This window comes from Spongiibacter sp. (genome assembly GCF_984394615.1).
Genome location: NZ_CFHTQA010000005.1, coordinates 97,154 through 118,883, shown reverse-complemented (window position 1 = coordinate 118,883; position 21,730 = coordinate 97,154). Strand labels below are relative to the sequence as shown.

Annotated in this window: 23 protein-coding genes and 1 other RNA gene; 4 read left to right on the top strand and 20 right to left on the bottom strand. The window is 56.8% G+C overall.

Annotation, left to right across the window (positions count from 1 at the left end; genetic code table 11):
* The 3 genes from topA to AC5DB9_RS03830 form a co-directional block, all read right to left on the bottom strand.
* A partial coding sequence (gene topA, locus AC5DB9_RS03840; RefSeq protein ID WP_491732028.1) for a type I DNA topoisomerase occupies positions 1–1,651 on the bottom strand: 1,651 nt, incomplete at its 3' end.
* A gap of 102 nt (positions 1,652–1,753) precedes the next feature.
* Positions 1,754–2,008 (bottom strand): DUF1653 domain-containing protein, encoded by a 255-nt coding sequence (locus AC5DB9_RS03835; RefSeq protein WP_022960092.1) that lies wholly within the window; start codon positions 2,006–2,008, stop codon positions 1,754–1,756.
* Positions 1,998–2,474: a hypothetical protein gene (locus AC5DB9_RS03830; protein WP_272990165.1), complete on the bottom strand. Its 477-nt coding sequence runs from the start codon at positions 2,472–2,474 to the stop codon at positions 1,998–2,000. The genes AC5DB9_RS03835 and AC5DB9_RS03830 overlap by 11 nt, the downstream gene beginning before the upstream one ends.
* 92 nt (positions 2,475–2,566) lie before the next feature.
* On the opposite strand from AC5DB9_RS03830, the gene AC5DB9_RS03825 reads away from it, so the two are divergent.
* Positions 2,567–3,010, top strand: a complete 444-nt coding sequence (locus AC5DB9_RS03825; RefSeq protein ID WP_022960090.1) for a universal stress protein — start codon at positions 2,567–2,569, stop codon at positions 3,008–3,010.
* Positions 3,011–3,014: 4 nt separating this feature from the next.
* On the opposite strand, the gene AC5DB9_RS03820 is transcribed toward AC5DB9_RS03825, so the two are convergent.
* Positions 3,015–4,916, bottom strand: coding sequence for an ATP-binding cassette domain-containing protein (locus tag AC5DB9_RS03820; protein WP_272990161.1), 1,902 nt, complete (start codon positions 4,914–4,916; stop codon positions 3,015–3,017).
* 75 nt (positions 4,917–4,991) lie between these two features.
* Here AC5DB9_RS03820 and AC5DB9_RS03815 point away from each other — a divergent pair, with 75 nt between their 5' ends.
* Positions 4,992–6,935, top strand: a complete 1,944-nt coding sequence (locus tag AC5DB9_RS03815; RefSeq protein WP_272990158.1) for a transglycosylase SLT domain-containing protein — start codon at positions 4,992–4,994, stop codon at positions 6,933–6,935.
* A gap of 8 nt (positions 6,936–6,943) precedes the next feature.
* Here the strand turns inward: AC5DB9_RS03815 and AC5DB9_RS03810 are convergent, their stop codons facing one another.
* The 3 genes from AC5DB9_RS03810 to AC5DB9_RS03800 form a co-directional block, all read right to left on the bottom strand.
* Positions 6,944–7,735, bottom strand: coding sequence for an MOSC domain-containing protein (locus tag AC5DB9_RS03810; protein ID WP_272990157.1), 792 nt, complete (start codon positions 7,733–7,735; stop codon positions 6,944–6,946).
* Positions 7,732–7,974: a glutaredoxin family protein gene (locus tag AC5DB9_RS03805; RefSeq protein ID WP_022960086.1), complete on the bottom strand. Its 243-nt coding sequence runs from the start codon at positions 7,972–7,974 to the stop codon at positions 7,732–7,734. The genes AC5DB9_RS03810 and AC5DB9_RS03805 overlap by 4 nt, the downstream gene beginning before the upstream one ends.
* A 62-nt stretch (positions 7,975–8,036) precedes the next feature.
* Complete coding sequence (locus tag AC5DB9_RS03800; protein ID WP_272990156.1) at positions 8,037–9,338, bottom strand: ammonium transporter; 1,302 nt, start codon at positions 9,336–9,338, stop codon at positions 8,037–8,039.
* Positions 9,339–9,724: 386 nt separating this feature from the next.
* On the opposite strand from AC5DB9_RS03800, the gene AC5DB9_RS03795 reads away from it, so the two are divergent.
* The gene (locus AC5DB9_RS03795) at positions 9,725–10,639 is read left to right on the top strand and encodes a helix-turn-helix domain-containing protein (protein ID WP_157581358.1); all 915 of its coding nucleotides are present in this window, start codon (positions 9,725–9,727) and stop codon (positions 10,637–10,639) included.
* Complete coding sequence (locus AC5DB9_RS03790) at positions 10,636–11,436, top strand: TrmH family RNA methyltransferase (protein WP_272990155.1); 801 nt, start codon at positions 10,636–10,638, stop codon at positions 11,434–11,436. Before AC5DB9_RS03795 ends, AC5DB9_RS03790 begins: the two co-directional genes overlap by 4 nt.
* 4 nt (positions 11,437–11,440) lie before the next feature.
* On the opposite strand, the gene AC5DB9_RS03785 is transcribed toward AC5DB9_RS03790, so the two are convergent.
* The 13 genes from AC5DB9_RS03785 to AC5DB9_RS03725 form a co-directional block, all read right to left on the bottom strand.
* A complete protein-coding gene (locus AC5DB9_RS03785; RefSeq protein WP_022960082.1) occupies positions 11,441–12,616 on the bottom strand; it encodes a vWA domain-containing protein in 1,176 nt (391 codons plus the stop codon).
* A 3-nt stretch (positions 12,617–12,619) separates the two neighbouring features.
* On the bottom strand, positions 12,620–13,465 hold the full coding sequence (locus tag AC5DB9_RS03780) for an AAA family ATPase (RefSeq protein ID WP_273009231.1): 846 nt from the start codon (positions 13,463–13,465) through the stop codon (positions 12,620–12,622).
* A 184-nt stretch (positions 13,466–13,649) separates the two neighbouring features.
* Positions 13,650–14,039: a hypothetical protein gene (locus AC5DB9_RS03775; protein ID WP_022960080.1), complete on the bottom strand. Its 390-nt coding sequence runs from the start codon at positions 14,037–14,039 to the stop codon at positions 13,650–13,652.
* An 8-nt stretch (positions 14,040–14,047) separates the two neighbouring features.
* On the bottom strand, positions 14,048–14,500 hold the full coding sequence (locus tag AC5DB9_RS03770) for a YcgN family cysteine cluster protein (RefSeq protein WP_272993993.1): 453 nt from the start codon (positions 14,498–14,500) through the stop codon (positions 14,048–14,050).
* Positions 14,497–14,766: a YcgL domain-containing protein gene (locus AC5DB9_RS03765; RefSeq protein ID WP_272993994.1), complete on the bottom strand. Its 270-nt coding sequence runs from the start codon at positions 14,764–14,766 to the stop codon at positions 14,497–14,499. The genes AC5DB9_RS03770 and AC5DB9_RS03765 overlap by 4 nt, the downstream gene beginning before the upstream one ends.
* Positions 14,766–15,872, bottom strand: a complete 1,107-nt coding sequence (gene rnd / locus AC5DB9_RS03760) for a ribonuclease D (protein ID WP_272993995.1) — start codon at positions 15,870–15,872, stop codon at positions 14,766–14,768. The genes AC5DB9_RS03765 and rnd overlap by 1 nt, the downstream gene beginning before the upstream one ends.
* Positions 15,865–16,467 (bottom strand): recombination mediator RecR, encoded by a 603-nt coding sequence (gene recR / locus AC5DB9_RS03755; protein ID WP_272993996.1) that lies wholly within the window; start codon positions 16,465–16,467, stop codon positions 15,865–15,867. The genes rnd and recR overlap by 8 nt, the downstream gene beginning before the upstream one ends.
* Complete coding sequence (locus AC5DB9_RS03750; protein ID WP_022960075.1) at positions 16,467–16,790, bottom strand: YbaB/EbfC family nucleoid-associated protein; 324 nt, start codon at positions 16,788–16,790, stop codon at positions 16,467–16,469. The genes recR and AC5DB9_RS03750 overlap by 1 nt, the downstream gene beginning before the upstream one ends.
* On the bottom strand, positions 16,790–18,883 hold the full coding sequence (gene dnaX / locus AC5DB9_RS03745) for a DNA polymerase III subunit gamma/tau (protein ID WP_272993997.1): 2,094 nt from the start codon (positions 18,881–18,883) through the stop codon (positions 16,790–16,792). The genes AC5DB9_RS03750 and dnaX overlap by 1 nt, the downstream gene beginning before the upstream one ends.
* 116 nt (positions 18,884–18,999) lie before the next feature.
* Positions 19,000–19,096, bottom strand: an RNA gene (ffs, locus tag AC5DB9_RS03740) — signal recognition particle sRNA small type.
* Positions 19,097–19,187: 91 nt separating this feature from the next.
* Complete coding sequence (locus AC5DB9_RS03735) at positions 19,188–19,802, bottom strand: DUF4136 domain-containing protein (protein ID WP_272993998.1); 615 nt, start codon at positions 19,800–19,802, stop codon at positions 19,188–19,190.
* Positions 19,803–19,847: 45 nt separating this feature from the next.
* A complete protein-coding gene (locus AC5DB9_RS03730; RefSeq protein WP_286855468.1) occupies positions 19,848–21,206 on the bottom strand; it encodes a DegQ family serine endoprotease in 1,359 nt (452 codons plus the stop codon).
* Positions 21,207–21,332: 126 nt separating this feature from the next.
* Positions 21,333–21,611, bottom strand: coding sequence for a polyhydroxyalkanoic acid system family protein (locus tag AC5DB9_RS03725; RefSeq protein ID WP_272994000.1), 279 nt, complete (start codon positions 21,609–21,611; stop codon positions 21,333–21,335).
* Positions 21,612–21,730 lie beyond the last annotated feature (119 nt).

The window sequence follows — 21,730 nt, the reverse complement described above, 5'->3', positions numbered from 1 at the left end:
GCAACAGGAAGTTCCGCGCAAAGCCGGGACGGACGGTGACGATATCGCCCATCTTCTCTGCATAGAAGCGACGGTTTTCCACCTTGACGTAACCGCGATCCTGAATCGTGGAAATAATCGCCGCATAGGTTGACGGACGACCTATACCGCGTTTTTCCAGCTCTTTGACAAGGGCCGCTTCGGTATAGCGCGGTGCCGGTTTGGTGAAGTGCTGGCTGGGGTCAACCTTGACCAACTGCAATGCGTCGCCCACCTTCACATCGGGCAACTCCTGATCTTCTTCCTTTTTACTGGCCGCGGGAGGCTGCACTTTCATAAAGCCGTCAAATCGAACGACGCGCCCGCGGGTACGCAATTCAAAGTCGCCCGCCTTAACGATAATCGACGTACTGGTGAATTCCGCAGGCGCCATCTGACAAGCCACAAACTGCCGCCAGATCAGGGTATACAAGCGCTCTGCGTCCCGCTCCATGCCCGAGAGCTGAGTGGGCTCGACGTTGACGTCTGAGGGACGAATCGCCTCGTGAGCTTCCTGAGCCCCCTCTTTACTGGAGTAGCGCTGCGGTTGGTCCGGCAGGTAACGATCGGAAAAATGCTCACTGATATAGTCCCGGCAAGCGGCAACGGCATCGTTGCTCAAATTTGTCGAGTCTGTACGCATGTAAGTGATGTAGCCAGCTTCGTAGAGCCGCTGCGCCAGCATCATGGTTTTCTTCACACCAAAGCCCAGGCGGGTACTGGCGGCCTGTTGCAAGGTGGAGGTAATGAAGGGAGCTCCCGGTTTGCTGCGCGTGGGTTTATCTTCGCGCCCGGTTACCGCGTAATCGGCTTTTTGCAAGGCCTCGACCGCCGCCATGGCACTTTGCTCATTGCCGGGACGGAAGGCATTATCGCCCTGCTTCTTCACCTCCAGGCGCAGACTGCCGGCCTCGGCGCTGTTTTCAGTGTGAATCTGCCAGTATTCCTCGGGAACAAAGGCTCGAATCTCTTTCTCGCGCTCAACAATCAGACGAACGGCCACTGATTGCACCCGTCCCGCGCTCAGCCCTCGAGCGATTTTTGCCCACAGCAGTGGCGAGACCATATACCCGACCACCCGGTCGAGGAAACGGCGCGCCTGCTGGGCGTTCACACGGTTGATATCGAGTTCGGTAGGCTGAGAAAAGGCGTCCTGAATCGCCTTTTTGGTAATTTCGTTAAACACCACTCGCTTGTAGCGAGCCTGATCGCCACCAATGGCTTCACGCAAATGCCAGGCAATGGCCTCTCCTTCGCGGTCAAGGTCCGTCGCGAGGTAGATGGTGTCGGCCTTTTCAGCCAATTTCTTCAGCTCGCTGACCACCTTTTCCTTGCCGGGCAGAATTTCATAGCGCGCCTCCCAGCCATGCTCGGGATCAACGCCCATTCGTGCAACCAGCTGTTCACGCGCCTTCTTCTTTTTATGCTGCGCTTTCTCTTCCGGTGACATTTTACGGGTCAAGGCAGCCGCTTTCGCGCGCTCCTTGGGATCAACCGAGCTGCTGCCGCTACCGCTGGTGGGCAGATCGCGGATATGGCCAACGCTGGATTTCACCACAAAATCCGATCCCAGATACTTATTGATCGTTTTGGCCTTGGCCGGTGACTCCACAATTACCAGTGATTTGCCCATGTTTCCCTTAATCTGCGAAATGCGAATGTGTGACGCGCCAGCGTGCGAGGCGACATATATAAGTGTTCAACCCCTATGGGTCAAGGCCGAGCCCGCTGCCAATCAAGAGATGTTGTGACCAATGTCCGCCGTTTCCGCTTCCAGCAACGCAAATCGAGGCTGCGTATTGCCGGCAATTTCCACGGCTTCCGTAAACATGGACAATGGGCGAACCCACAAGTCACCATCGCCATAAAGTGGGCGGTAAACAACCAACTGCTCTTCAGTTTCACTGTGACGGGCCACACCGTAAACCCGGTACTCCCCTCCTTTATAGTGGCGATAGCGGCCTGGCGCCAGCGTCGATTCACTGTTCATCGGCAAAATCCTCGTCGATCATTCGGTTCATCAAATCCGCCAATGCCTCAACGGTTGCCACCTCGGCATTGGCTTCGCGCCACCAGACCCGCAGCATTCGCCCTCCGGCTTCCACGACCCGGCAATCATTCGGCAGTTCACCAGCCACGCGCTGCATCGCAGCCGCTATGGCGGCAGTTGGTGTAAATTCCTCGCCCTCCCGAGCGGCTGCATCCAGCCAGAATCGCCAACGTTCTGCTGCACGCGCCTTGGGCAAAGCCATGCAGTAAGCCAAGCCCTGATATTCCTCTTCCTTTCTCACTCGCTGGCGCCGGGTTTGCGGGAATGTGGCGATTTGTACGGTAATGCCCAATTCCCGAGCACGCTCGCGCAAACGCATTTGTCGGCGCTGCCGAGGACTGGGCACAATCCAGAGAATTGGGGCCAGCATGAATGCCAAAACCAGCGAAGCGATGATCCAGAACATGGTTATCCTCAAAAAACTGCCTCACACTGGACAGCACGAACTGCATAGTTGTTAATAGCCTTTTTTCGACTGGCTAGATTTAAGGAGGCTGTATGGCCAATTACCAGCGTATTCTCACCGCCGTCGACATTTCCGACGAAGCCATTCCCGTCGTCAAGCGCGCGGCGGCAATGGCTCGGCAACACCAAGCCGAACTTCACCTGATTCACGTTGTAGAACCATTGAGCCTGGCCTATGGCGGCGATATTCCCATGGACTTTTCCGGCATTCAGGAAGAGCTTCAACAACAGGCCGAAGAGACGCTGAAAAAATACGCCGGGCAGTTTGACATCCCCGACGACAAGATTCACCTGCTTACCGGGCGTCCCGAGGCCCAGATTCACGACCTATGCAAAGAGCTGGACTGCGATCTGATTATTGTCGGCAGTCACGGCCGCAAAGGACTGGCACTTCTGCTGGGGTCCACCGCCAATGCGGTGCTACACGGCGCCAAATGCGACGTGCTCGCAGTGCGCGTCAGTAGCGAGCACGACTAGCGGCTTATTCAGAGAGCGCTAACCAGCGCTCCATGCTGCTGTCCAGCTCTTCCTGCAAAGCGGTCATCTTTGCCATGGTATCGGCAATGCTGTCGGCATCCTGCTGGTAAAACTCAGCACTTGCGCTGAGTTCTGCCAGCGACTCCAACTCCGCCTCCAGCGTCTCAATACGCTCTGGTAAGGCATCCAACTCCCGCTGATCTTTATAACTCAACTTCTTACGTGGCGCGGTCTTTACCGGCGCGTCTGCCCTGGGACCAGTACTGCTCTGCTCAGACACCGCGCTCTTTTCAGTGCCCAGTTGCTGTTTGGCCTGCCGGGCCTGATAAGCAGCGACTTCCCGGTAACCGCCGATGTGCTCACTGATCTGGCCATTGCCTTCAAACAACAAACAACTGCTCGCTACGCTGTCGACAAAGGCCCGGTCGTGGCTGACCAGCAAGACGGTGCCAGAAAACTCCACCAGCAGGCTTTCCAGCAGCTCCAGTGTTTCCATATCCAGATCGTTGGTCGGCTCATCCATCACCAGTACGTTAGCCGGCTGAGTAAACAGGCAGGCCAGCTGCACTCGGGCGCGTTCGCCGCCCGACAGCACACCGAAATGACTGCGGGCGCGTTCCGGTGAAAACAGGAAGTCGCCGAGATAAGACATAATGTGGCGATCCCGCCCATTGATCGTGACCGATTCGCGACCCTGGCCGACGATATCCACAACACGCGCATCCGGATCCAGCCGATCCCGCAGCTGATCAAAGTAAGCCACCTGGAGATTACTGCCCTGACGCACACTCCCCTCCTGAGGCGCCAGCTCACCGAGGATCAGCCGAAGCAGGGTCGTTTTTCCAGCGCCGTTAGGCCCAATCAATGCCAGCTTGTCGCCGCGACTAATCAGCAGGTTAAAGTTTTTAACCAGCGTTTTGTCTGCAACCCGATAACTGACATCCGTTAACTCGGCAACCATTTTTCCCGTCTGGTTGCCGACATTCACCGTCAGGCTCGCCTGTCCCTGCTGCTCCCGGCGTTGGGCGCGCTCGCGGCGCATCTGTTCCAGAGCGCGGACTCGACCCTCGTTGCGGGTGCGGCGGGCCTTGATACCCTGCCGAATCCAGGTTTCCTCCTGAGCCAAGCGCTTATCGAACAGCGCGTTTTGCTCAGCCTCCACCGCCAGGTCGTGCTCGCGCTGCTCCAGATAACGCTGATAACTGCCGGGATAGTTTTTCAGTGCTCCGCGATCCAGTTCAATAATACGATTCGCCAGCGATTCGATCAGCGCCCGGTCGTGCGTCACAAACAGAACACAACCGGCAAAACCCCTCACACATTGCTCCAGCCAGAGGATTCCCTCTACATCCAGATGGTTCGTGGGTTCGTCCAACAGCAGAATATCCGGCTCGCCAACCAGGGCACGTGCCAGCGATACTCGCCGCAACCAGCCTCCCGACAGCGAGGAAATGGCCAGTTCAGGCGCCAACTCCAAGCGGCTTAAGGTGGACTCAATACGCTGCTGAAAACGCCAGCCATCGAGCGTCTCAATTTGCTTTTGTAGACTCTCCAGCTCGCGAAGTGCAGCTTCATCCATTTCCTGAAGCGTGAGGTGGTGGTAGCGCTTCAGCAGGCCGCCAATTTCTGCGAGACCGTCCGCGACCACGTCGTAAACACTGTCATCCGCCGAGGCAAAATCCAGATTTTGCTCCATCCGCGCGATGCGAATGCCCGGCTGGCGCCAGAGTTCTCCCGAATCCGGCGCTAAACTGCCATCTATCATTCGCAGCAAGGTGGATTTACCGCTGCCGTTGCGTCCCAGCAGGCAGACCCGGTCACCGGCATCGAGTTGGATTTCTGCGTTGTCGAGCACAATCTGCTGCCCAATGCTGTGCTGCAATTGAGTGCCGCGGAGTAAAGGCATATAGTGAATTCCGTGGATATTAGTCTTGAAAATCGGATCAACCGAACGTTTTTGCACGCCTACAGGGTTAAAAGGATGATCATTCGCGCCTGCTTGTCGACAATCTTCAGCATTGCGCTGTGTTATGTCGCAGTGCCGCTGGCCCATGCCGACGCTGAAAGTCTGGCGAAGGAGCGGCAATTATACCGCGAAGCCATGGAGAATATCAGTCGCGGCCGCAGCGAGCAGGCAGAAGCCCTGCTCCCGGCATTGCACCAATATGCCCTCTACCCTTATCTGGAACTGGAACTGATCAAAGCACAGATCAGCGAGCTCTCCCACGGCACTATCGACGTTTACCTCCAGCAGTACCGCGACACGATTGTTGGTCAACGCATTCGTATTGCCTGGCTCTACCAGCTCCGCCGTCGCGGTGAGTGGGCACAGTTTGTCCGCTACTACCGACAGGATCCGCCGTCGTTTATGCGCTGCGATTACCTGCGCGCCCTTTACAAGCAAGGAGATACCCGCACCGCCAACGCCGAAACGGAAGCCCTCTGGCAAACCGGCCGCTCCCTCCCCGATGCCTGCGACCCCGCCCTAAAACAATGGCTGAGCAGCCTGTCCACCGCCGAATACCGGCGACAACACTGGCAGCGCGCACAGCTAGCCATTGAAGCCGGGCAGCACAGCCTCGCTGTTTACCTGTTGCGCAAGGTTCCCGGTAGCGACGCTGAAATCCAGCTATTAGAGAACCCGGCTCTGCTTTACCAACGCGGTTTTACTATGGCGCCGACGGATGACAACCGCCGCCTTGCGCTGCTGAGCCTGCGCCGCCTGGCCAAGAACAAGTTCGAAGAAGCCAATACGCTTTGGCACCAGCTTGATCGGGAACTGGGTTTTACTAACGAGCAAAACTACGCCCTTCGCGATGCGTTTGCCCGGCAGATTATTGCCGGCGACATGGACTACGCCCGTGACTGGATCAATGCAAATGACCCTGCATTTGAAGATCCCTACCTTACCGAATGGCGTATTCGTCTCGCCCTGAAAGACCGGGACTGGGAAGCGGCTCAACGCTTTATCGCCCTGCTGCCTGCCAAGCTGCGCGCTGAACCGGATTGGCAATACTGGTGGGCCAGAGCCGAAACGGAAAAACAGCAACGACTGACCGAAAATGCCAGCCAGATACTGCGAACCCTCGCTACGCAGCGAGGCTACTACAGCTTCATGGCGGCCGATTTGCTCAACCAGCAGTACCGGCTCGGGGAGCGCCGCAATCTGGATGTCGCTCTGCTGGATGAAGTCCGGCAGCACAGCGCTGTTATCCGCGCTCGAGAGCTGTTCTGGCAGGGTGAACTGAACACGGCAAGACTGGAATGGAACTACGCCATGCGCAGCCTTAATACCGCCGAAAAAATCGCCGCGGGGCAATTAGCCCTGGAATGGCAGTGGCCTCACCAGGCTATTGTCACGGCTATTCGCGCGGGGGAATGGGACGACCTGGAGCTGCGTTTCCCGATGGCCTATCGCGAGCAGTTCATGCAAACCGCAGCACGCGAAGAGATTGATCCTAAATGGATTTATGCAATTGCCAGACAGGAAAGTGCTTTTGCCGAGGATGCGCGATCTCCCGTTGGTGCGCGCGGCGTCATGCAAATTATGCCCGGCACCGCACGCACACTGGCCAGGCAGATGGGCCGACCGACGCCCTCGCGCAGCGAACTGCTCGATGCCGATACCAATATCGCGATGGGTGGCTTTTATCTTGGTCAACTACTCAAGCGCTTCAGCGGTAACCGAATATTGGCTACCGCAGCGTACAACGCCGGCCCTTCGAGGGTTGAAAGGGTGTTGATGCGCCAGAATGGCAACATGCCGGCAGACATCTGGATAGAAAACCTGCCCTATGGCGAAACCCGCGACTATATTAAGAATGTGCTGGCATTCAGTGTGGTGTACGGCGAAAAGCTGGAACTTTCCAAGCCCATTCTGGCTAATCACGAGCGTCGTATCAGTCCTGTTGACGAGTTCAACTGAGCCCGGGATTACGCCAGAACGCTAACTGGATCACCGCAGCGAATCTCGCCAAGGCTGCGGTGAATCAGGTTCTGACCAAAGACGATCTTGTCCTCGTGTTTACAATGGTCACGCAATAGCAGTGACACTGCCCGCTGCCGCTCACCGGTTCTCGGATCGAGACTGGGAATCACGCAGCGCGTGCAGGGTTTGACCACGTCGAAGTCCACATCACCAATACGCAAGCGGCGCCACGTCAACTCAGCAAACGGGGTTGTCCCGGCGACCACAATATTGGGCCTGAACCGCTGCATTGCCAGGACATCACCATAGGCGTCTTCCAACAGCCGCAAACTCGCTTCAGTGCACAGCAGAAACGGAAAACCATCGGCAAAACTGAACTGATCACCCGCTCGCGCATAGGTCAAATCAATCTGTCGCTCACTGTCGTCGGGCTGATAGCAGAGTCTCACCGGCTGCCCCAACCATGCCGACAGACATTGCGCGGCGGCCTCCCCCGCATCCAAGGCCTCACAGCTATCCTCCCATACCACCACTCGCACGGGCTTAGCTCCACAGGGCTTCTCAAGCCAGATGCTCTCACTGCGGTCGAGATGACGCAGCAACACGCCGCCTGCCTGCTCCTCGGCGTGAAGCCGACACATTGACGGCAATTGCCGTTGGGTCAGAAAATGCCCCCGTTCATCCATCAGCATCCAGCGACGATCGCCTGCCGGTCCCCGCCGATCCAGCGTCATCGACCGCTCACTGTTTCCAGTCAGCGATTTCACTGGGTAACGCCACAATGCGGACACGTTCACAACGCATCTCCGGCAAAGGCCAGCACGGCAGCCTCATCAAAGGGCCAGTCGAGCTCACGCTCTCCCTCAGCGAATATCGGAATTCGCGTTCCGTACTGCGCAATCCACTCGTCGCGATCAGCAATATCAATCAGTTCAATCTGCCAGTCTGGCTGCACAGCCAGCACATTGGCCAGCACCGCCTCCGCCAATTCACAGAGGTGGCAGGCGGAAGTGCCATACAGAATAAACGCTCGCATTCAGGGCTCCAGAAACAAAAAAGCCCGGCAAACGCCGGGCTCTCAACGATGCAGATGACGACTTAAAGATCGTACCCCACCTCGTTATGGCCTGTCAGGTCCAGACCTTCCGATTCTTCGTCAGCGCTGACACGCAAACCGATGACAACGTCCACCAGTTTAAACAAGATAAAGCTGATAATTGCCGTATAGGCCAGCGTGGCGCCAATACCAATCAACTGCACTTTCAACTGCTGAGCGATGCTGACGCCGTCTGCCAGACCCTGACCGCTGAATACGCCAAGCTCCGCGCTGGCAAAAATCCCCGCCAGGAAAGTACCGAGAATACCGCCAACACCGTGTACCGGAAAGACATCCAGCGAATCATCAATTTTCAGGACCTGCTTGAGCCAAAGGGTACAATAGAAGCAGACGATGCCCGCACTAAGACCGATCACGACCGCACCTGCTGGCCCCACATAGCCCGACGCGGGTGTGATGGTGCCAAGCCCCGCCACCATTCCGGTGACAGCGCCCAGTGCGCTGGGCTTGCCAAAGCGCAGCCATTCAATAAACGACCAGGTCAAACAGCCAGTGGCTGCCGAGAGGTGGGTAACCAGCATGGCCATGCCTGCATCCCCGTTGGCGGCCAGTGCACTGCCGGCATTGAAACCAAACCAGCCAACCCACAGCATGCCAGCCCCGGTGAAGGTCATGGTTAGATTGTGCGGTGGCAAGGCCATTTGGCCGAAGCCATTACGCGGCCCAAGCACCATAGCGGCAACCAGTGCCGCAACACCTGCGGTAATATGGACAACAGTGCCACCGGCAAAATCGAGCAAGCCCATCTGCCCCAGCCAACCGCCGCCCCAGACCCAGTGAGTAACCGGGGCGTAAACCGCCAGCAACCAAAGCGCCGAAAACATCATCACGGCGGAAAAGCGAATGCGTTCCGCAAAACCGCCGACGATCAGCGCCGGGGTAATAATCGCAAAGGTCATCTGGAACATGACAAACACCGTCTCGGGAATGTCGCCACTGAGAGTGTCCTCGCCGATGCCCGCCAACAGCGCTTTACTCAGCCCGCCAACAAAGCCATTGCCTTCACTGAAGGCCATACTATAGGCGACGGCAAACCAGAGCAGCGAGGCCACACAGGTAATACTGAAACATTGCATCAGCACGCTGAGAATATTCTTACTTCGAACCAGGCCACCGTAAAACAGCGCCAGCCCAGGCAGCGTCATAAACAATACCAGGGCCGTCGAGGTCAGAATCCATGCGGTATTCGCGCCACTCAGGCTATCGGCATGGCTCGGCCCTGCAGCCAGCGCACAAAAAAACGCTACAAAAGCGGGCGTAAATCGTGAAAGCGGTGTTCTCATCCGGTTCTCCTAAAACGCATGTGCAGTAAAATCGCACCTTTTTATTACCATGCACCACAATAAAGCATCCAAAGAATAAATGGCCCCTTGCCCAATTCCCCGGAGGCCCTGATAAGGCGCACTTAACGGGATAATTTTTTTCTTTATTTTCATGATGTTATAAATTCAACTCATGAAAGCAGGATGAGCATTGCGCAATAACAACGCACGCAACCCATCATTTCGCACCGAAACAAAGCAAATTACAGGCCAACACAAATGATTTATGCACCATTTTATTTCTCTGCAGAATGCAGCGCACCAAGATCAAACGAAAACTGCACGTGCCTCAGCCTGAATATTCCGTAAAATAGCGACAGATCCGTTAACCAAAAGGGCCCCTTCCCGTGTTTTCAAAACCCACTGCTCGTGTGCTGGCGATTATGGACTTGTTCATGAGCCACCCCAGTAAAGCCTTTGGCCTCACCGAGCTAACGCGGATACTGGGGCTGAACAAAGCCACATGTCACGCCATCCTCAGCACCATGGCCCGATACGGTTTTCTCGCCCAGGACCCCCGCAGCAAGGCCTACCGCCTCGGTCCAAGCATTGCGGCGGCAGGCATTGCCGCATTCGCACAGTTCCCGGTACTGGAATTCGCAAGACCTGAACTGGAAGCCCTCGGACGGGAACTGAAATTGGGCTGTGGCGTATTGGGGCGCAGTGGAGAACAACTGGTCTTGCTGGCCAACTACGGCATCCCTCAACCACTACACTTCCCTTACCAGCAAGGACTGAGGTTACCGGCCATTGCCCCCCTGGGCGCCTGCTTTATTGCTTGGTCATCCGCCGGCAAGCTCAACCAATGGCTGCATGCAGCACAGGCCCATCTCGGAGAGTGGGACGAGGAGCTGGATAAGCGACTGCGCATTTCCGTGATTGGCATTCGAGCGCGGGGCTTTGAGGTAACGCTGATTAGTGATGCGGAGCGGCGCTTTGAACAGGAACTGGCCAAGCCCAAGGAAAACTGGAGCCTTGAGGAAGTGGCAGATCATGCTCGCCGCTATCGGGAACAGCTCTGCGAAAGCAATTACCACTTGGACCGCATAGAAAAAGGTCGGCGGTACCACGTCGCCAATATCGCTGTCCCGGTATTTGGCGACGGCGAGGAGCCAGAGCTCGTTATTTCAGCGGGCAGCATTAGCAACCCCATTAGCGCCGAGGATATACTTGCCGTTGCGCAACGCCTGCAGCATGCCGCAGAGCGGATTACTGAGGCTGCCCGGGCAACACTGGGCTTTCCCGGCCACCACGCTGAATGAGCACCCCACAGGCAATGAGCGACGATCGCCAGCAATACCTTGAGAAAAAGCAGTTTTTCCAGCAACTTCTGACTATTTACGGACGTAAACCCGTCCTCGAGGCACTACAGAATCCGCGCCTCAGGGTGTACAAACTCCACTTGGCCGACAGCAACCGCAAAGACGGTATTGTTGCAGAAATTCTTGCACTGGCAGAAAAGAAAGGGGTTCAGCTCGCCTGGCACGACCGCAAGGCATTGTCGAGAATCTCCAAGAATGGCAAACAGGACCAGGGGGTTGCCGCCGATTTGGAGCTGGCAGACTACCATCCGACCACCGCAATCACCGCCGAAACCTTGCAGCAAGGGTCACCCTGCTACATCGCCTTAGATGGCGTGAGTAATCCGCAGAATCTCGGCATGATTATCCGCTCAGTGGCGGCCAGTGGCATCGACGGCCTGATTGTGCCCCGCAAGGGTGGCACCAGCCTGTCACCGCTGGTCATCAAGGCCAGCGCCGGTGCCGTATTTAACTGCCCGCTCTACCACTGCGACCGCCTGCTACCCGAACTCCGCCGCTTGCAAGAGGATGGCGCTGAAGTGCTGTGCCTGTCTTCCCACGCGCAACACTCACTGTTTGAGCTGTCACCGGGTAAGAGTCGGATCTTTGTTCTAGGGAATGAAACCGAGGGTGTCAGCAGGGAGACGCTGGAGATCAGCGACGCCCGACTGCAAATTCCGATGGCCAATGGCATCGAGTCGCTCAATGTCGCGGTGACAGCCGCACTGCTGGCATTCTCAGCCGCCGCACGCGGCTGAGGCCTCAGCGGGCCAGATAGGCCATTGCCTCTTCCAGACCCGCCAGTGTCATGGGGTACATATGCCCTTCCATCAGCTCTTCGGTAAGGCCAATGGAATGGGTCCAGCTCCAGTCTTCCGGGGGCACCGGATTGAGCCACACCACCTTGTCGTAGGTGTCTCGCAAGCGACGCATCCACACTTCGCCCGCTTCGTCGTTCCAATGCTCGACACTGCCGCCTGGCTGGAGAATTTCGTAGGGAGACATGGCAGCGTCGCCTACGAAGATGATTTTGTAATCGCTGCTGTATTTATGCAGTACATCCAGCAAGGGAATTCGCTCACTGTGGCGGCGAATATTATTGTTCCACACCGATTCGTACAGGAAGTTATGGAAGTAAAAATACTCCATATGCTTGAACTCGGTGCGTGCGGCGGAGAACAGTTCTTCACACACGCGAATATGCGGATCCATGGAACCGCCAACATCAAAGAACAGCAGCACTTTGACCGCATTGTGCCGCTCGGGCACCATTTTTAAATCCAGTAGCCCTGCGTTGCGCGCAGTGGACGAAATGGTGTCATCGATATCCAGCTCTTCAGCCGCGCCACTGCGGGCAAATTTGCGAAGGCGACGCAGGGCAATTTTGATATTCCGCGTGCCCAACTCGACCGAATCGTCCAGATCTTTGAAGTCGCGCTTTTCCCAAACCTTAACCGCCTTTTTGTTACGACTCTCGCCGCCGATACGGATGCCTTCGGGATTATAGCCACCGTGACCAAAGGGGGATGTTCCTCCGGTGCCAATCCACTTATTGCCGCCTTCGTGCCGTTCCTTCTGCTCTTCCAGCCGCTTTTTGAATTCCTCGATCAACTTATCGAGACCGCCCAGAGACTCGATCTTAGCTTTTTCCTCGTCGCTCAACTGCTTGAGAAACTCAGTGCGCAGCCAGTCGTCGGGAATCAGCGCCTCGATCACGTCGTCCAGCGTTGACAGCTCGTTAAAATAAGCCGCAAAGGCCTTGTCGAAGCGGTCGTAGTATTTCTCATCCTTGACCATGCACACGCGGGCAAGCTGGTAAAACTCATCGACATCCATAAACGCCAAACGCGCTTCCAGCCCGGCCATCAGGTCCAGCAGTTCTCGAATGCTGACCGGCACCCCCGCATTACGAAGGCCGTAGAAGAATTGCACCAACATGGCTTAGCGGTTCTCGCGGCGATGCATAAACGCCAGGCGCTCCAGCAGATGAACATCCTGCTCGTTTTTCAGCAGCGCACCATAGAGTGGCGGAATGGCCTTGCTGGCGTCGCGGTTTTTGAAAATTTCCGCGGGAATATCATCGGCCATCAACAGCTTCAACCAATCGATCAGCTCAGACGTGGACGGCTTTTTCTTCAGGCCCGGAATTTTGCGTACATCAAAGAACACTTCCAGCGCTTCCTGCACCAGATCACGGGAAATCGTTGGGTAATGCACGTCAACGATTTTCTCCATGGTTTCCCGGTCGGGGAAGTTAATGAAGTGGAAGAAACAGCGACGCAGGAATGCGTCAGGCAGTTCTTTCTCATTATTACTGGTGATGATAATGATGGGACGATGCTTGGCTTTTACCGTTTCGCCAGTTTCGTAGACAAAGAACTCCATACGGTCCAGCTCGACCAGCAGGTCGTTGGGGAATTCGATATCTGCCTTGTCGATTTCATCAATCAGCAGCACCACCTGCTCATCGGCATCGAAGGCTTCCCACAGTTTGCCGCGCTTAATGTAGTTGGCAATGTCGTGAACCCGGTCATCGCCGAGCTGCGAATCCCGCAGGCGTGATACCGCGTCGTATTCATACAAGCCCTGCTGGGCTTTCGTGGTGGATTTGATATGCCATTGAATCAGCCTCATTCCCAGTGCTGATGCCACCTGCTCGGCCAGCAGGGTTTTACCCGTGCCGGGCTCCCCCTTGATCAACAGTGGACGCTGCAAGGTCACGGCTGCATTAACAGCCATACTCAGGTCGTCGGTAGCGACGTAGGAATCCGTACCGGTAAATTTCATCAATGTATCCTGCTCGGCTGACCCGGTGCGTCCGGGTCGTCGTTCAACATGAGATTCGAAGGCGGGTACGCCCTGTTTCAAACCTCTTCACGTAAATCACATCACCGCGAAGCCTACTTGCCACGTGGGCTGACAGCAAGTGCAGCGGCAACACGGGAAGCAGCTCAGTGCAATAAATCAAACGCTAGAGCTGCGGCTCCACCCGTTCACTGCTCGCTGGCGTGGGCTTAGTCGGAGTTGACGGCGCTTTCTTTGCCGCAATCAGCGTCCAGGTAATCGCCAGAACCAGTGCGGCAATCTGCCCGGCACCGATAATAATCAAAGACGCCATCGCCGACTCGATACCGCCAGTCATCAGGCTCAGTAAGGCGCCAATGGTGGCCGGCATCCACAAGCCAGCCACATCAGGGTGATGACTCGGCAGCAATACCAGTGCCGCCACCGCCAGCAAGGCCCACAGTTTGAGCCCCGTCAGCCGGTAGGCGCGCAACAGCAGCAACCAAAGCAACAGAGCAATCACCCCGACACCGAGGTAGACCTGCCACGCTAGGGCATAGTCGTTTTGATCGATCATACGATTCCCTAATCAATCCAATGAATAATATGGTTTTCGAAGTCCGCTTCCGCGACCTCGCTCTCACTGATACAGCGGCCTCCCACCGCAATGCCCAACGCTCGCATGGCGCGCTCATCGCCGCTGCGCAGCGGGTGCCATTCAGCCAGCCCCCTACCCTCATGCATACGGCGGTAGGCGCAGCTACTCGGCAAGCTGTAGGCGACGTCGGCGAGCTCTTTGCGAAGATTGACACAACCCGGCACGCGCTGCTGCCGGTGGCTATAGTCGCCGCAACGGCCACTCTTGAGATCGAGCAAACGGCAGGCCACATTGGTAAATGCCAGCTCGCCACTATCCTCGTCCTCCAGCTTGTGCAAACAGCAGCGTCCACAGCCGTCACACAGCGCCTCCCACTCCTGATCGCTCAGTTCTGCGAGCGTTTTATACTCCCAGAAAGGCTGCTGTCGACGGGCAATCAACGGTCTTCCCGCGGGTTGAGTGCAGGTTCGTCAACCGGCGGTAGCTGAAGGTAAAATCCGTTATCGGCGATATCCTGCAACACCTTCGCCGCATCGGCCCGAGCCAGTTTTCGCCCTTCATCAATAAGCAGCGTCATAGCGTGCTCAGCCTGTCCAAACTTCGCCATCAAGGCTTCCGGCACCCGCTCCAAGCCCTCTGCCTTATCGACGTAGAGGTACATACCCTCACGCTTGGCACTGCGATATATGCTGCAGATTCGACGCATTATTCTTCCTCCAGTGCCGCCAGCAACGGCTCCGCCAGCAGCGACAGCCGCCACATTCCCATACTTTCCGGCACCTGCCCTTCGCGCACCAGCGCTTCCAGGTCGCGACGGCGACACAATAAGCCAGCAGGCATTGCCAGCTGCTCCGCGATATCGTCGCCACGCTGGCGCAGTCGCGCCAAATCCGCTTTCTGTGCTGATGTCAGCGGGCGATCGCCAGCGGCTGGAATAGCGTTTTCCGGTGCGTCGCGGACCTCGTCCAGCAAGGCTATCAGCGTGTCGCCGTAGCGGCGGATACTCCCCGGTGACAGGTCCTTGATTCGCGACAGCTCTCCCCGGCTCTCCGGCAGACGGCGCGCCAGCTCAAAACAGACCGGATCTTTGAAAATCCGTCCGCGAGGCATATCTCTCCGACGTGCCTCTTCCTCACGCCAGGCGCACACTACCTTAAGCGCCAGACGCTGACGGCCTTTGAGCTTCCACAAGGATTTATTACGGAGGTAGTATTCCTCTGGCAGCGCGGGAGCTTTAGCCTGGGCAATCATTCGCTCACAGTCTTCCTGCCACCAGTCCAAACGCCCCAACGAGGCCAAGCGGTCGCGCAGCATCGGGTAGATACGCTGAAGATATTCCACATCGAGCGCGGCGTAGTGGCATTGGCTCTGAGTCAAGGGACGCTGCAGCCAGTCGGAGCGAGTCTCCCCCTTGTCGACCTCAATATCCAGATAGTGCGCCACCAGCTTCTGATAGCTCAGCCCCTCACCGACTCCCGCCAGCCCGGCACCGATCTGAGTATCCAACAAGGGCGATGGGATAGCACCACAGAGACGATCAAAGACTTCCAGGTCTTCACTGCAGGAATGCAGAACTTTGACCACCGCGGGGTCTTCCAGCAGCGTTCTAAAATGCCCCCAATCGTCGATGCCCAGCGGGTCAATCAGGTAGACCTGTCCCTGCACACCTACCTGAATCAGACCGGCTATCGGGTAAAAGGTATCGCGACGGATAAATTCGGTGTCCATCACGACAAAGCTGCTGCGCCGCCACGCTTCACACGCGGCATTCAAATCTGCCTGTTTTTCGATATATACGGTTGAATCAGTCAAAGCGTTGACGCCCCTTCAGAGCGTGGGACAAGGTGCCGCTATCGACGTACTCAAGCTCACCACCCAGTGGCACACCGTGCGCGATGCGACTGACGGCAACACCCAGACGTCGCATTTCTTCGGCGATATAGAAAGCGGTCGCCTCGCCCTCGACGGTGGGATTGGTCGCCAAGATCAATTCCTTGACCGACAGTGCCTGTACACGTTCAACCAGGCGATCGATACCGATCTCCTCTGGGCCGATGCCGTCAATGGGCGACAACCTTCCCATCAGCACAAAATACAGTCCGCGATAGTCACCGCCCTGCTCAAAAGCCAGTACATCCGCGGGTGACTCGACCACACAGATTGTCTGCTGGTCACGGCGGGGATCACGGCAGATTCGGCACTCAGTATCTTCCGTCAATGTGCGACAACTGCGGCAGTGACCCACTTCGTCAACCGCTTTCTGCAGCGCCAGAGAAAGGCGTTGGGCGCCGCCACGATTGCGCTCAAGCAACTGAAAACTGATGCGCTGCGCAGACTTTGGCCCGACGCCGGGCAGACATCGCAGCGCCTCTATCAACTCATCTATCAGTGGGCTGAAATTGGCCATCAGAAAGGCATCTTGAATCCGCCGGGCATGCCCATGCCCGACAGCATATCGCCCAGCTCACTCTTGCTACTCTCCTCGACTTTGCGAACCGCATCATTAACGGCGGCCGCCAGCAGGTCTTCGAGAATTTCCTTGTCTTCGGTGAGCAAACTGGGATCAATTTCTACCCGGCGCACATCGTGACGCCCGGTCATTGTGACTTTCACCAAACCGGCGCCCGACTCACCGAGCACCTCACGGTTAGCCATCTCTTCTTGCGCCTTCTGCATCTTCTCCTGCATCTCGGCAGCTTTCTTCATCAAATCGTTCAAATCGGCTTTCATCACTCTCTCCCACGCTGGCCCGGCAGGCTGAGCGACTCGGGCTCCAGCTCCGCACCAAATTCTTCAATAATCTGCAGCACCAGTGGATCAGACTCGATGGCCACCCGCGCCGCAGCTAACTGCTCACTCAGCAACCTGGCGCGATACTGCGCAGGCGTCTCTTCCTGCGGCTCTCCCAGCTCTACCGTCACTTTCAGCGGCTGGCCGAAGTACTCGCTAAGTTGTTCCTGAAGACGTTCGACCTGTCGGTCGTTCAGCAAGGTGGCGTTTGCCTCCCCGATGATAAAGCTCAGCCGGGAGTCCAGACGCTCATGTATCTGGCAATGTGCAGCAATACTGCCCAGCATACCGGGCAGAGGGAATGCCTCAAAGCGCTCGCGCCAACAGCGGGCGTCCAGCTCGTCCAAGGAGATTTTCTCACCGCTATCAGTTGCGGCCGGGTGTTCAGAATCACGGGACTGTGCTGAGGGCGTTGCTACCGCGGAATCCTGCACTGGCTCCGGGACATACTGAGAGGCCAGCACATCCAGCGCGGCCTTCGCCGGGGACGCGGTGACAGGTGTCGGTTCAGACGATTGTGCGGGCTGCGGCTCCGGCACAATCCGCGAATCAGGCTGTGAATCCGGGGCTTGCTCGGCATAATTCGCCCAGTTGGCGTAATCATCCGGCAGGGGCGCCTCACCGCCCACATCCACCGAGTGCTGCGTCCCGCCATTCGCCATGGCGGTCGCCGGCGCGACCTCTGGCTCTGTATCAACGGTGGGCTCCGGAGCCGGTACTGCCTTCGGCGCCGAGGTGGGCGGCGTCGACACCGCTTCAGCGGGCTCTGACACGTCAGCTTGTAACCGGCTTGCACGCTCGCTGGCAGACAGATCTGCCACAGCCTCTGTTTCAGGCGGCGATTGCTCGCCACCTGAGTCAGCCGCTAATGGCTTTTTTTCAGGAGCCGTCTCGCCTCCCTCATAACTGGTAGACGCGGGCAGTCTGTGCACTGGCGGCGCCATTACACCTTCGGGCTTAAAGGCCAGCAGCCGCAACAGCAACATTTCCAGGCCACCCCGAAGCTCTGGCGCCAAACCCAGATCACGACGCCCCTGGAGGGCCATCTGGTAGTAAAACTGCACCTCTTCGGCACTGAGCGTTTGCGCCAGTTCAAGCAGTGCTTGGCGATCGCCCAGACTGTTGTCCAAGCCTTCCGGCACCGTCTGGGCAATCGCCAAACGATGGAGTACCACCAGCAGCTCGCTGGCCACACCGGCGAAATCAACACCCAATTCCGCCAGATCGGCAACAATGGCCAGCAATTGTGCGCCATCATGCTGGGAAAGCGCGCGAACAATTCGATGTACCGCCGCGTGGTCAATAGTGCCCAGCATCTGGCGAACATCGTCTTCGCCCAGCTTGCCTGAGCCAAAGGCAATCGCCTGATCTGTCAAGCTGAGAGCATCGCGCATACTGCCATCAGCAGCGCGTCCCAGCAGCCACAGCGCGGCGTCATCGTAGGCAATCATCTCTTTTTCGAGAATCTGCTTGAGATAGTCCACCACGCGCTCGGGACTGAGGTTTTTCAGGCTGAACTGCAGGCAACGAGAGAGAATTGTCGCCGGAATCTTTTGCGGGTCTGTCGTCGCCAACAGGAATTTGACATGCGGCGGCGGCTCTTCGAGCGTTTTCAGCAGCGCATTGAAACTGCTGGCACTGAGCATGTGAACCTCATCGATGAGATACACCTTGTAGCGACCCTGAGTCGGCGTGTACTGAACGTTATCCAGCAGCTCACGGGTATCTTCCACCTTGGTGCGCGAAGCCGCATCGACCTCGATCAAGTCGACAAAGCGCCCCTCATTGATCGCCACGCAGGCCTGACACTGGCCACAGGGTTCGGAGCTCACGCCGTGCTCACAATTCAGACAGCGGGCAAGAATACGTGCGATGGTGGTTTTACCGACACCGCGTGTGCCGGTAAACAGGTAGGCATGATGAAGACGGTCGTGATCCAGCGCATTGATAAGGGCTTTGAGCACATGACTCTGACCGGCCATTTCCCGGAAACTCTTGGGGCGCCATTTTCTAGCCAGAACCTGATAGCTCATTGGGGACTCTCTTCAAAGCAAGCGCCAAGGATACACCAGCCCCGCAGGGACATAAACATACGGCTCATGCAGAAAATCAGTGGGGAATCACGAAGATAGAGAAAGATGGGTGGCGACCCAACCAGCCACACCCCGGCACACGAGTCGATAACTACCGTTGCTCCCTTCCGGGCCTGGCGGGGTTTGCTATCTATCGTTGCGAGGGGACCGGAGGGGTCACCATAAAACAGCGATCAGCGCGGCCAATCGCGGGGCGCTATTGTGGTGGAAAGGCCTCGGTGTTGCAAGGGCTTTCCCACCTAAATCAAGGCGATACAGATCCTGGCGGAAATTTCGCCAGGATGGCATTCACCGTTTCAGTAACGTATAGATCTCGCTCCATCGGCGTCGCCATCGTTGGCTGGTTACGTGCCACACTCCCCCGCCAAATCAACCGCTTGCTGACCGGGTCCACCATATCAATAATGACTTCGTCCTCGGTATATTCCCGCACCCAAAGGTCATTGTCGTGGAAATGATGGTAGTTGAAGCCGGGGTAAAACCCGCAGTGATAGCAGGGGTAGTAACCAAAATGGCTGTACCACGAACCGAAGCTGTCCACTTTAATCTTGTCTTCAGAGCTGAGGTGATAGCTGATCAGCACACTGGCATTTTCAGGCTCCACCTGTTGCAGACCGCGCTGCCCCAGATTCTGAGCGATCGCCTCGACAAACCGGCGATGTGTCAGTTCGTCAAACGGTTTGCTGCTCAACTCCTCGCGCGGTGTTTTGGGGGGCAACCACGCAAAACTCGTCACCGCGCCGAAGTCATAGCTGGTATCGTAATCCTGGCTCACGGGCAGCCCGGCACAGGCCTGCAGCAACAACGCAGCGCAGATCAGCGACAGACTGCGAAAATAACGATGGTACACGCTCATCATACGAGCCTCCGATAGGCTGCCACGCGAACGCGGCAGTCATTGTGACTATTTCTTCAATACTACCCAACTGGCGAAGCGACCGCGAATCACTCGCAATAACATCCCGTCTGCATTCGTCCCGGCGGCAGCCTGCAATTCCGATACGCTGCGAACACGGCGCTGGTTGACAGATACGAGTAAATCGCCAGGCTGAAGCTTACCGACCGCCGGCGAATCGACCTTAACCTCGGTAACCACCACACCCTTGTTGTCGTCCGAGTTTTTCAAGCCAACACCTTCCAGCAGTGGATGCACCGCTCGCTGATCGGCCTCTACCTGCTTCTTCGCCGACTCCAGAGTCGCTTTGACGGTTTTTTCCTTACCATCGCGCAGCAATGTGAGCTTCACCTTGTCACCAACACGGCGCAGACCAATCGCATTGCGGAGTTGCGCGGAACTCAGCACGGCCTTGCCATCAACTTCCACAACAACATCCCCGGCTTTAATGCCGGCCTTATCCGCTGCGGAATCGTCCTGCACTTCAGCCACCACCGCTCCGCGCTGACCGGGTTTGATATCAAAGGCCTCGGCCAGCTCAGAGGTAAGATCCTGAATGATGACGCCGAGCTGACCGCGACGCACCTCACCGTGAGTGAGAATCTGCTCAATGCTGGCCATGGCCATATTGGCAGGAATCGCGAAGCCGATCCCCACATTACCGCCCGATGGCGCCAGAATGGCCGTATTCACACCGACCAGCTCACCCCGCAGGTTCACCAACGCGCCGCCAGAATTACCGGGGTTAATGGATGCATCTGTCTGAATAAAATTCTCGTAGCCTTCAATCCCAAGACCGGTTCGACCAAGGGCGCTCACAATACCGGTTGTCACGGTTTGCCCCAGACCGAAGGGATTGCCGATCGCCACCACAAAGTCGCCGACCTGTAACTTGTCAGAATCTGCCAGCTCGACTTCGCTGAGGTTCTTGGCCTCGATTTTCAGCACCGCAATATCGACATCGGGATCTGAGCCAATCAGCTCCGCTTTGAAACTACGGCCGTCTTCCAGCGCTACGGTGATCTCGTCCGCACCATCAATGACATGATGGTTAGTGAGTACAGTTCCTGCACCCGCATCGATAATAACTCCCGAACCCGCGCTCTGCGTACGGCGCTGGCGAGGGCGCATCTGCTGCTCGGGAACATTGAAGAAATGACGAAAGAAAGGGTCGTTAAGTAGCGGATTTTGCTGAACATTGCGAGTGGTATATGTCGAGATATTCACCACCGCCGGGTTCACGCTTTTCAGCATAGGGGCCAGACTGGGCAGGGGGTCGCCGTTGCCCATCGCCGCCGGTAACAGTGCGTGACTGGACGCACTGGCAAGCATGCCCGCTAAAAGCAGTAGCAGTGGATATAGGGACACGGCTCTGTAAAATCGCTTAACAAACGCCATTGGCTTTCCGATCTCCTCGAAACACATGGATGCTGCTTAGAGTACGAGATCTGAAAATATTTCCCGGGCTGTGATAAATGCGACGAATTGCCGCACTCAGGCCAGCTTTTCAGCCATTGCCCTGGACAGCTCATCGCGGATTTTCGACTTAAACGGGCTCATTAGCATACCCAGACGAAGATCCACTTTGACCTCTCCGCTCAGCATCGTTAAACGCCCTTCTATGCCGCTGCGCTTCAGCTCCAGCTCACGGTCACTGAGCCACTGCGCCGTGACGTCATACTCATGCTTGAGCTTTTCAGCCAGTGACTCAAGCATCTCGCGCACATCGTCTTCGCTTTTTGCGTGGCTCTGGCTGATGGAAATAGTCGACACGATCTCTGTACTCCGCTCTTATTGAATATCGCTTCGCGACATTCCAGTGCTGTTATATGGAGGCAGTTTAGCAGTGCCTCAAGGGCTTGAGCAGCAAAAAATCGCTTCCGTGCAGAAAG

Bases quoted from the DNA above. Each gene is read 5' to 3' on its own strand.
- AC5DB9_RS03835 (WP_022960092.1), bottom strand. From the start codon at position 2,008: ATGAACAGTGAATCGACGCTGGCGCCAGGCCGCTATCGCCACTATAAA.
- AC5DB9_RS03830 (WP_272990165.1), bottom strand. From the start codon at position 2,474: ATGTTCTGGATCATCGCTTCGCTGGTTTTGGCATTCATGCTGGCCCCA.
- AC5DB9_RS03825 (WP_022960090.1), top strand. From the start codon at position 2,567: ATGGCCAATTACCAGCGTATTCTCACCGCCGTCGACATTTCCGACGAA.
- AC5DB9_RS03820 (WP_272990161.1), bottom strand. From the start codon at position 4,916: ATGCCTTTACTCCGCGGCACTCAATTGCAGCACAGCATTGGGCAGCAG.
- AC5DB9_RS03815 (WP_272990158.1), top strand. From the start codon at position 4,992: ATGATCATTCGCGCCTGCTTGTCGACAATCTTCAGCATTGCGCTGTGT.
- AC5DB9_RS03805 (WP_022960086.1), bottom strand. From the start codon at position 7,974: ATGCGAGCGTTTATTCTGTATGGCACTTCCGCCTGCCACCTCTGTGAA.
- AC5DB9_RS03800 (WP_272990156.1), bottom strand. From the start codon at position 9,338: ATGAGAACACCGCTTTCACGATTTACGCCCGCTTTTGTAGCGTTTTTT.
- AC5DB9_RS03790 (WP_272990155.1), top strand. From the start codon at position 10,636: ATGAGCACCCCACAGGCAATGAGCGACGATCGCCAGCAATACCTTGAG.
- AC5DB9_RS03785 (WP_022960082.1), bottom strand. From the start codon at position 12,616: ATGTTGGTGCAATTCTTCTACGGCCTTCGTAATGCGGGGGTGCCGGTC.
- AC5DB9_RS03780 (WP_273009231.1), bottom strand. From the start codon at position 13,465: ATGAAATTTACCGGTACGGATTCCTACGTCGCTACCGACGACCTGAGT.
- AC5DB9_RS03775 (WP_022960080.1), bottom strand. From the start codon at position 14,039: ATGATCGATCAAAACGACTATGCCCTAGCGTGGCAGGTCTACCTCGGT.
- AC5DB9_RS03765 (WP_272993994.1), bottom strand. From the start codon at position 14,766: ATGCGTCGAATCTGCAGCATATATCGCAGTGCCAAGCGTGAGGGTATG.
- recR (WP_272993996.1), bottom strand. From the start codon at position 16,467: ATGGCCAATTTCAGCCCACTGATAGATGAGTTGATAGAGGCGCTGCGA.
- AC5DB9_RS03750 (WP_022960075.1), bottom strand. From the start codon at position 16,790: ATGAAAGCCGATTTGAACGATTTGATGAAGAAAGCTGCCGAGATGCAG.
- dnaX (WP_272993997.1), bottom strand. From the start codon at position 18,883: ATGAGCTATCAGGTTCTGGCTAGAAAATGGCGCCCCAAGAGTTTCCGG.
- AC5DB9_RS03735 (WP_272993998.1), bottom strand. From the start codon at position 19,802: ATGATGAGCGTGTACCATCGTTATTTTCGCAGTCTGTCGCTGATCTGC.